The organism is Burkholderia lata (assembly GCF_902499025.1).
In the GTDB taxonomy this organism is placed as follows: domain Bacteria; phylum Pseudomonadota; class Gammaproteobacteria; order Burkholderiales; family Burkholderiaceae; genus Burkholderia; species Burkholderia lata_C.
The window spans coordinates 46,736-55,885 of the sequence record NZ_CABVPW010000053.1 but is presented as its reverse complement, the minus strand read 5'-3'; the positions used below and the strand labels follow the sequence as shown (position 1 = coordinate 55,885).

Annotated in this window: 8 protein-coding genes; 4 read left to right on the top strand and 4 right to left on the bottom strand. The window is 67.9% G+C overall.

Annotated elements, in window-relative coordinates; translation table 11 throughout:
- Positions 1-576 (top strand): flagellar hook-length control protein FliK (locus BDI24065_RS36460; RefSeq protein WP_175035238.1); only part of this gene is annotated, 576 nt, incomplete at its 5' end.
- Between the two features lie 27 nt (positions 577-603).
- Here BDI24065_RS36460 and BDI24065_RS36455 read toward each other — a convergent pair.
- Positions 604-2,244 (bottom strand): GMC family oxidoreductase, encoded by a 1,641-nt coding sequence (locus BDI24065_RS36455; RefSeq protein ID WP_175035237.1) that lies wholly within the window; start codon positions 2,242-2,244, stop codon positions 604-606.
- A 727-nt stretch (positions 2,245-2,971) separates the two neighbouring features.
- Between BDI24065_RS36455 and BDI24065_RS36450 the strand changes: the two genes are divergently transcribed.
- On the top strand, positions 2,972-4,414 hold the full coding sequence (locus BDI24065_RS36450) for a coniferyl aldehyde dehydrogenase (protein ID WP_175035236.1): 1,443 nt from the start codon (positions 2,972-2,974) through the stop codon (positions 4,412-4,414).
- A gap of 79 nt (positions 4,415-4,493) precedes the next feature.
- On the opposite strand, the gene BDI24065_RS36445 is transcribed toward BDI24065_RS36450, so the two are convergent.
- The gene (locus tag BDI24065_RS36445) at positions 4,494-5,516 is read right to left on the bottom strand and encodes a serine/threonine protein kinase (protein WP_438820045.1); all 1,023 of its coding nucleotides are present in this window, start codon (positions 5,514-5,516) and stop codon (positions 4,494-4,496) included.
- A 58-nt stretch (positions 5,517-5,574) separates the two neighbouring features.
- The gene (locus BDI24065_RS36440) at positions 5,575-5,787 is read right to left on the bottom strand and encodes a hypothetical protein (protein WP_011353523.1); all 213 of its coding nucleotides are present in this window, start codon (positions 5,785-5,787) and stop codon (positions 5,575-5,577) included.
- Positions 5,788-6,585: 798 nt separating this feature from the next.
- Here BDI24065_RS36440 and BDI24065_RS36435 point away from each other — a divergent pair.
- Positions 6,586-7,467: a DMT family transporter gene (locus BDI24065_RS36435; protein WP_175035234.1), complete on the top strand. Its 882-nt coding sequence runs from the start codon at positions 6,586-6,588 to the stop codon at positions 7,465-7,467.
- Between the two features lie 303 nt (positions 7,468-7,770).
- Positions 7,771-7,956, top strand: a complete 186-nt coding sequence (locus tag BDI24065_RS36430) for a hypothetical protein (RefSeq protein WP_011353526.1) — start codon at positions 7,771-7,773, stop codon at positions 7,954-7,956.
- A gap of 108 nt (positions 7,957-8,064) precedes the next feature.
- On the opposite strand, the gene mgrA is transcribed toward BDI24065_RS36430, so the two are convergent.
- Positions 8,065-9,108, bottom strand: coding sequence for an L-glyceraldehyde 3-phosphate reductase (mgrA, locus tag BDI24065_RS36425; protein ID WP_174937456.1), 1,044 nt, complete (start codon positions 9,106-9,108; stop codon positions 8,065-8,067).
- Positions 9,109-9,150 lie beyond the last annotated feature (42 nt).

The following is a 9,150-nucleotide window of genomic DNA, read 5'->3' as shown; positions in this document are numbered from 1 at the left end:
GCCGGCGACGCGACGGACCCGGCCGCCAGCGCGACGCTCGCGGCCGGCGCCACGGCTGCGGCCGCGGCCCAGGCGAACCTGCAGTTGTCGCCGGCCGCGGGGGCGATCGCCGCCGCGAACGCGCACGTGCTCGCGCCGCACATCAGCACGCCGGACTGGACGGACGCGCTGAGCCAGAAGGTCGTGTTCCTGTCGAATGCGCACCAGCAGAGCGCCGAACTGACGCTCAATCCGGCCGACCTCGGGCCGCTGCAGGTCGTGCTGCGCGTCGCGGACAACAACGCGCACGCGCTGTTCGTGTCGCAGCACGCGCAGGTGCGCGAAGCGGTCGAAGCCGCGCTGCCGAAGCTGCGCGAGGCGATGGAAGCGGGCGGGCTCGGGCTCGGCAGCGCGACCGTCAGCGACGGCGGCTTCGCTTCGCAGCAGCAGAACCAGCAACAAACCTTCGCCGGCGGCCAGTCGTCGCGGCGCGGGAGCGGCGGATCGTCAGCCGGCGAGGCACCGATCGGCGCTGCGCAATCCGCACCGGCCGCCGCGAGCGTAAGCCGCGCCGGCCTCGTCGATACGTTTGCCTGAGCATGGCCGCTGCCGTGCGCGCGCCGCTCAGCGGCCGTGCACCGCCGCGGCTGCCTCGCCGCGCGGCGCCACGCCCTTGCGCGTGTCGACGATGAAGTCCGCCGCGCGTTCGCCGATCATCACCGACGGCGCATTCGTGTTCCCGCCGACCAGCGTCGGCATCACCGACGCATCCACCACGCGCAACCCTTCGACGCCGCGCACGCGCAGATGCGGATCGACGACCGCACGCGCATCCGAACCCATCCGGCAGGTGCCGACCGGGTGGTAGATCGTGTCGGCATGCTCGACGATCGTCTTGCGCAGCTCCGCTTCGCTCTGGTCGGCCCGCGTGTACAGCTCGCGCCCACCCTGCGACGCGAGCGGCGCCTGCGACAGGATCCTGCGCATCGCCTGCGTGCCGCGCACGAGCAGGTCGAGATCGCGCGAATCGCTGAAGAAGCGCGGATCGATCAACGGTGCGTCGCGCGCATCGCCGCTCGCGAGCGCCACCGTGCCGCGGCTGAACGGCCGCAGCGCGCACACGTGCAGCGAATAGCCGAAACCCCAGTGCATCTTGCGGTTGTGATCGTCCACGAGCGCCGTGCAGAAATGCAGTTGCAGGTCGGGACGCTCGAGCGACGGATCGCTCTTGATGAAGCCACCGGCCTCCGCGACGTTGCTCGTCATCATCCCGGTGCGGCTCGAGAAATAGCGTGCGAGCGCGGGCGTCATCTTCGCGATCCCGCGCAGGCACACGCCGACCAGCTCCGATGAATTCACGCGCGTATTGATGATGAAATCGATATGGTCGATCAGGTTCGTGCCGACGTCCGGCGCATCCTGCACGACCGCGATCCCGTGCCGGCGCAGCTGCTCCGCCGGGCCGATCCCCGAACACATCAGCAGTTGCGGCGAATTGAACGCGCCGGCCGACAGGATCACTTCCGCGCGCGCATCGAGCGTCTCGACGCGTCCGTTGCGCGATACCGCGACGCCAGCCGCGCGCTTGCCGTCGAATGTGACGCGCAGCACCGTCGCATCGGTGATCACGTGCAGGTTCGGCCGGTTGCGGCCGTAGATATACGCGCGGGCGACGCTGCAGCGCGAGCCGTCGCGGTGCGTGACCTGGTAGAAGCCGACACCTTCCTGCGTCGCGCCGTTGAAGTCGTCGTTCAGCGGATAGCCGGCCGCATGCGCGGCCTGGATGAATCGTTCGGAGAACGGATTGCGAAAGCGCAGATCCGACACCGACAGCGGGCCGTCCGCGCCGTGCCACGCATCGGCGCCACGCGCGTTGCCTTCCGCGCGACGGAAGTAAGGCAGCACGTCCTGCCAGCCCCAGCCCGTCGCGCCGAGTTGCGCCCATTCGTCGTAGTCGCCCGGGTGGCCGCGCGTGTAGATCATCGCGTTGATCGCGCTCGAGCCGCCCATCCCGCGCCCGCGCGGCTGGTAGCCGCGCCGCCCGCCGAGGCCCGGCTGCGGCACCGTCTCGTAGCCGTAGTTCGTGCCGAGCTTGAACGGCACCAGCGCCGCGATGCCGACCGGCATGTTGACGAGCAGGTTGCGCTCCGTATGCGAGCCGGCCTCGATCAGCGCGATCGTCGCATCGGGGCAGGCATCGGCGAGACGGCCTGCCAGGCTCGACCCGCCCGAACCGCCGCCGACGATGATGTAGTCGTATTGCATGTCACGTCTCCGTCGTGTCATGGAAGGCGCCCGGCACCGCCGCGCGACCGCGTCCCCTCTTGTAATTCGGGCATTGTAGGAATGGCCGTCACGCGCGCGGCGCGCGGATTCAAGAGCGATTCCTCTAAACGCCCGCGTGAACTAAATTTAAGATGTATCGATTCGCTTTGCGCGATGCGCCGGCCACGAGAAGCCGATCCGTCGCGAAACGGGAGTGACGACGATGCAGCGCCAGGTTCTGCAGGCCGCGTGCCGACCGGGTTGTCCGGATGCGATGCGCGCAGCCCGCATTTCATTTCAAACGGCTGCCCGCGCGGGGATGCTCGGCGTCATGCGCGCAGTCGATCGAAATCGAACGGCACGTGTCGTCGCCGACCGTTTGGACGGCTTGTCGCCGCAACGGCACGATGCGCTGCGGCACGATTTGACTGACCGGTCGCGCTGCCCCGCTTCGGTGCACCGGCGGGCAGCCACGCCGCAGTGTCGCGTGCCCGGCAACAGTCGCATCGCGCTACCTGCACATGCGCGCCGGCACGGTTTTCGGCTGCACACACCGTCGCGTGGATGCGACGCCCGCTACACGCTTCAACCGGTTTTCGAGCACACGTCGCATCCGGCCCCGCGCCGCGCGACACGTACCACCCCGATCCGCGTCGCCGCGCTCGCCGAGCGTGCGCGTGCGGCGTGACGGCCGGCCGACCAGCCAGGCCCAACTGGAGGAGACGACATGAAGAACGACCTGCCCGAACTGGCCCCGCAAGCATTGCCGTCGGTGGATGCGCTGACGTCGCTGCTGCGCGACCAGCGCGCGGCCTACCTGCGTGCGCCGTACCCGGCATGGGAAACGCGCGTGCAGCACCTGCGCGCGCTGCGCACGATGCTGATCGACCATGCGGATGCGCTCGCCGAAGCGATCAGTGCCGACTTCGGTCATCGCGCGAAGCAGGAAGTGCTGCTGTCGGAAATCTGGATGGCGAAGGAAGAGATCGACGACGCGCTCAAGCACGGCAAGCGCTGGATGAAACCGATCCGCAAGCCGATGAACAAGTGGCTGCGACCGGCGCGCGCGAAGGTGATTCCGCAGCCGCTCGGCGTGGTCGGCATCGTCGTGCCGTGGAACTACCCGGTGCTGCTCGCGGCCGGCCCGCTGATCTGCGCGCTCGCGGCCGGCAACCGCGCGATCATCAAGATGTCCGAACTGACGCCGCGCACGTCGGCGCTGTTCGAGCAGCTCATTGCCAAGACCTTCACGCGCGACCACGTCGCGGTCGTGAACGGCGACGCGGAAGTCGGCGCCGCGTTCAGCGGGCTGCCGTTCGATCACCTGCTGTTCACCGGCTCGACGCACGTCGGCCGCCACGTGATGCGCGCAGCCGCCGACAACCTCACGCCCGTCACGCTCGAACTCGGCGGCAAGTCGCCGGCGATCGTCGGCCCGAATGCGCGCTTCGATGCGGCCGTCGACGCGATCGTCGCAGGCAAGACGCTGAACGCGGGCCAGACCTGCATCGCGCCCGACTACGTGCTGCTGCCGCGCGGGATGGAAGCGGCGTTCATCGAGCGCGCGCGGGCACGGTTCGCGAAGATGTATCCCGACCTGTCGGCCAACGGCGACTATACGACCATCGTGTCGCCGCGCCACTATGCGCGGTTGCAGCAACTCGCGAGCGACGCGCAGGCGGCCGGCGCGCAGTTGCATCCGCTGTCCGACGCGCAATCGGACTCCGCGTCGCGCCGCTTCGTGCCGTGCGCGGTCACGCAGGTGCCGGCCGCGTCACAGCTGATGCAGGAGGAAATCTTCGGGCCGCTGCTACCGCTCGTGCCGTACGAACGGCTCGACGAAGCGATCGCGTACGTGAATGCGCGCCCGCGTCCGCTCGCGCTCTACCTGTTCGACGAGGACGGCGGCACGATCGATCGCGTGATGCGCGAAACGATCTCGGGCGGCGTGTCGATCAACGAAACGCTGATGCACATCGCGTGCGGCAGTTTGCCGTTCGGCGGTGTCGGGGCGAGCGGCATGGGCGCGTATCACGGCTACGACGGCTTCGTGACGTTCTCGAAGATGAAACCGGTGCTCACGCAGCCACGCCTGAACGCGCGCAACCTGCTCGCGCCGCCGTACGGCAAGCGCTTCGCCGCGCTGATCAAGCTGATGCTGAAGTTCTGACCCGAACGGGAAACGGGCCGCGCGCATCGCGCCGCGGCCCGCACCAGCATGCCGCGCGGCGCGAGTGCCGCGCGCGCCGTCACACGGGCCAGAGCGGCCCTTCCTGCATCGCGCCGATCTGCTCGCGCAACTCGAGCACGCGCGCTTCCCAGTAACGATGCGTGTTGAACCACGGGAACGCGGCCGGGAATGCGGGATCGTCCCAGCGCCGTGCGAGCCATGCCGCGTAGTGGATCAGTCGCAGCGTGCGCAGCGCTTCGACGAGATGCAGCTCGCGCGGCTCGAATTCGCAGAAATCCTCGTAGCCGGCCAGCAGGTCCGCCAGCGCACGCGACGCACCTTCGCGATCGCCCGGCAGCAGCAGCCACAGATCCTGGATCGCAGGCGCCATCCGGCTGTCGTCGAAGTCGACGAAGTGCGGGCCGGCGTCGGTCCACAGCACGTTGCTCGGATGACAGTCGCCGTGCGTGCGCAGCAGGCGGATCTCGCCCGCCCGCTCGAACGCGGCCTCGACGCCTTCGAGCGCGAGCGTCACGGCCGTCGCATATGCGGGCCGCACATCGTCCGGAATGAAATCGTGCGCGAGCAGGTAGTCGCGCGGCTCGTAGCCGAACGTATTGATGTCGAGCACGGGGCGCGCGACGTACGGCTGCGTCGCACCGACCGCATGGATCCGGCCGATGAAGCGGCCCAGCCATTCGAGCGTGTCGCTGCGATCGAGATCGGGCGCGCGGCCGCCGCGCCGCTCGAAGACCGAGAAACGGAAACCGTCGAACGCGTGCAGCGTGCGGTCGTCGAAGGTGCGCGCGGGCACCGCCGGAATCTCGCGCGCGGCGAGTTCGGCGACGAACGCGTGCTCTTCGAGGATCGCTTCGTCCGACCAGCGTGCCGGACGGTAGAACTTCGCGACGACCGGCGGGCCGTCTTCGATGCCGACCTGATAGACGCGGTTTTCGTAGCTGTTGAGCGCGAGCAGGCGCCCGTCGGTACGCAGGCCGGCCGGTATCAGCACGCTGTCGAGCGCGTCGAGCACGCACTCGGGCGTGAGTCCGGCAAACGGCGGGCCGGCGGGAGAAGCGGGAGCGGAAGTGACGTCTTTCATGCCCCGCATTGTGCCGTCAGCCGGACCGAAACACGAGCGCCTGGTGCGGCGTGCGCGCTTAGTGAAGCGCCGCGCCGGCCGGCAGCACGGATTCGCCGGTGTCGATCAGGTCCTCGAGAAAGAACGGCTCGGTGTTGAGTTCCTTCGACTCGCCCGGTACGCCCGCGTACCAGGTCACCATGGCCATGTCGCCCAGGACGCGCTGGACGATGCCGCGCGCGCCCTTCGGCACCGCGATATGGGTAGTGCAGACAATCGACCCGACATGCATGATGGTTCCCCACTCTTGAATCTTGAAACCCGGCCCGCTGGGGGCCGGCAAATGCACGATCCGCGCGCTCTCGACGGAGCGTTGCGCGTAATCCCATTGTTCACGGTTTATCGAAGCACGAAAAGAAGAAGAAGCAGGCGAAGTGCCGCGAATTCGTCGAATGTCTCCAATCAACCACTGCGCCGGGCAGGCGCTTGCCTGCCCGGTTCCCCCCATCATACCCTGTCGAATGTGACTGCCCGCCGAATCCCCGGCATCACCGCGGCGCGCACGTGACGGACGCTCCGCGCGCATCGTGAGCCCGATGCGGGTTCGCCAGGCAATTTCGTTCGACTGGCGACTGCGGTTGCCGAACCGCGCCACGCCGTCATCGCCTTCCCTCTGCCTTGAACGCGGCCAGCGCAGCGATCGTTGCGCACGCACCGCCCTCCGCCCTTCATCACGCGATGCCACCGACAGGTGTTGCGCCCGATGCCGGCATTGCGTTACCTTTGATGCTCATTCGCGTTCTAGCGCATTCCGATACGATGCATCCGCTCACGTCCGCCCTTGCAAAATCCCGGCCGCAGTTCGACTCGCGGCCGCAGGCGTGCGCGCATCCGTCGGTTCTTCCTCCTCCTGTCGCACCGCCGCTCGTTGGCGCCGCGCCGCCCCCTCCGGCGGCACGCGCCGGCTGACCAGCCGGCTTTTCGTTTCGTCTTCCATTCGCCCGCAGGCCTGCATTCGTGCGTCGTGACGCACGGCGTGTTGCTGCGCGCGCGGATGGAACATTCCGATCCGTTCGACAGGTGGATTCACATGGTTTCGTTCAAACGCGCGCTCGCCGCGCATGGCGCGACGTCGCTCTTCGTGCTGCTGTGGAGCAGCGGCGCGATCTTCGCTGAACTCGGGCTGCGTCACGCATCCGCGTTCGTCTTTCTCACCGCACGTTTCGCGCTGGCATCGCTCGTGCTGCTCGGGCTGGCCTTCCTGCGCAAACGCTGGCTGCCGCCGCGCGGCGAGCGGCGCATGGCCGCGCTGACCGGCTTGCTGATGATGGGCGGCTATTCGATCTTCTACCTGCTCGCGCTCGAACGCGGGATCGCACCGGGCGTGCTCGCGACGATCCTCGGCGTGCAGCCGATCCTCACGCTCGCGATCGTCGAGCGGCGCTGGCAGCCCGTGCGCATCGCGGGGCTCGCGCTGTCGCTGGCCGGCCTCGCGCTCGTCGTGTTCCGCGGCACTGGTGACGGCGGCCTGTCGCTCGCGGGCATCGCATGCGCGCTCACCGCGCTCATCGCGCTGACGGCCGGCTCGCTGCTGCAAAAGCGCGTACGTGCGGCGCCCGCCGACGTATTGCCGCTGCAGAATGCGATCGGCCTCGCGCTGTGCGTGGCGATCGTGCCGTTCCGGCCGATGTCGTTCGACATGAGCTGGGCATTCGTGATCCCGCTGCTGTGGCTCGGCATCGTGATTTCGGTGATCGCGCAACTGCTGTTCTACCGGTTGATGCAGCGCGGCGATCTCGTCAACGTGACGAGCCTGTTCTATCTCGTGCCCGTCGTCACCACGCTGATGGATGCCGTGTGGCTCGGCAACCGGCCCGAGCCGCTCGCGCTCGCCGGCATGGGCGCGATCATCGCGGGGCTCGCGCTCGTGTTCCGCGCGCCGGCCGCTCGCGTACAACCCGACCGCGCATGAGCGGGCGTGCCGCCGCGCCCGCGGGTGCGGCGGCACGCACCGGACACATACGACGAATCCGCAAAAATCGAAAGGCCCAGGAAAGATGCGTGCAAGGCGTTCGTCGAACTTGCGGGAAAAATGCGCGATTCCCCGGGCTTTCCGCTGATTTTTTAATGGTTCGGATAGCGAAAAGCGTTGCCGGTTGCCTATACTCGAATTGACCGGCCTGCTCGCAATCGGGTCGGACCAATACTAGAAACACCCGGCATGGGGCCGGAGCGAGCGCCCAGGCGCCTACTCCGGTCGACCTTGGAGACACGCATGACGACCTACTTCACGATCGGCGACTTCATCCTGTTGATTCCGATGGCGCTGGCCGGAGCGCTATTTCTCGGCGCGGTGCCGTGCGCAACCGAATTCCGCCACAACCTGCTGCGCGTGCTGGGCGTCATCCTCGGCGTCGGCGTCGCGGTATTGCTCGTCGAAGGCCTGCCTGCGCTGATCTAGCGCCGCAACCCGTGCGCGACGCGCATCGCTGCATGGCAGCGATGCGATGTGCTGCGCGCCAGCCATTGATACGGCACCCGATGTTTCGCATGCCGTATCGACTGCCGGTCAGATCGCCTGATCGGTGGACGGCTTTTCCCACAGATTGATGCCGCCTTCGGTCGCGTGACGATCGATCTCCGCGAGTTCTTCCGCCGAGAACTCGAGGTTCTTCAGCGCACCGACGTTCTCACGCACCTGCTCCGCACGGCTTGCGCCGATCAGCGCGGACGTCACGCGACCGTTGCGCAGCACCCATGCGAGCGCCATCTGCGCGAGGCTCTGCCCGCGCCGTTCGGCGATCGCGTTGAGCTTGCGCACATGGTCGAGATTGTCCGCGCTCAGGTGATCCTGCTTCAGCGAACCGCCGCCCGGCTTGTTCACGCGCGCATCGGCCGGCACGCCGTTCAGGTACTTCGACGTGAGCAGCCCCTGCGCGAGCGGCGTGAACGCAATGCTGCCCGTGCCGATCTCGTCGAGCGTGCCGAGCAGTTCGGTTTCGACCCAGCGGTTCAGCAGGTTGTACGACGGCTGGTGGATCAGCAGCGGCACCTTGTACTGCGCAAGCAGCTCGGCCATCTCGCGCGTCTTCGCCGCCGAATACGACGAAATGCCGATATAGAGCGCCTTGCCTTGCTGCACGGCGGACGCGAGCGCGCCCGCCGTTTCCTCGAGCGGCGTGTGCGCGTCGAAGCGGTGCGAATAGAAGATGTCGACGTAGTCGAGCCCCATCCGCTGCAGGCTCTGGTCGAGGCTCGCGAGCACGTACTTGCGCGACCCGCCGCCGCTGCCGTAGGGCCCCGGCCACATGTCCCAGCCGGCCTTCGTCGAGATCAGCAGCTCGTCGCGATACGGCCGGAAATCCTCCTTCAGCAGCCGGCCGAAGTTGGTTTCGGCGCTGCCGTACGGCGGCCCGTAGTTGTTCGCGAGATCGAAGTGGTTGATGCCGAGGTCGAACGCGGTGCGCAGGATCTCGCGCTGCGTCGAGATCGGCGTCGAGTCGCCGAAGTTGTGCCACAGGCCGAGCGACAGCGCGGGCAGTTTGAGCCCGGACTTGCCGCAGGTGCGGTATTGCATGTCGGCATAACGTTCGGAAGCTGCTTCGTAGGCCATGAGTCTGTTCCGTCAGGACTTCGTGGGAAGGGACGCGCGCCG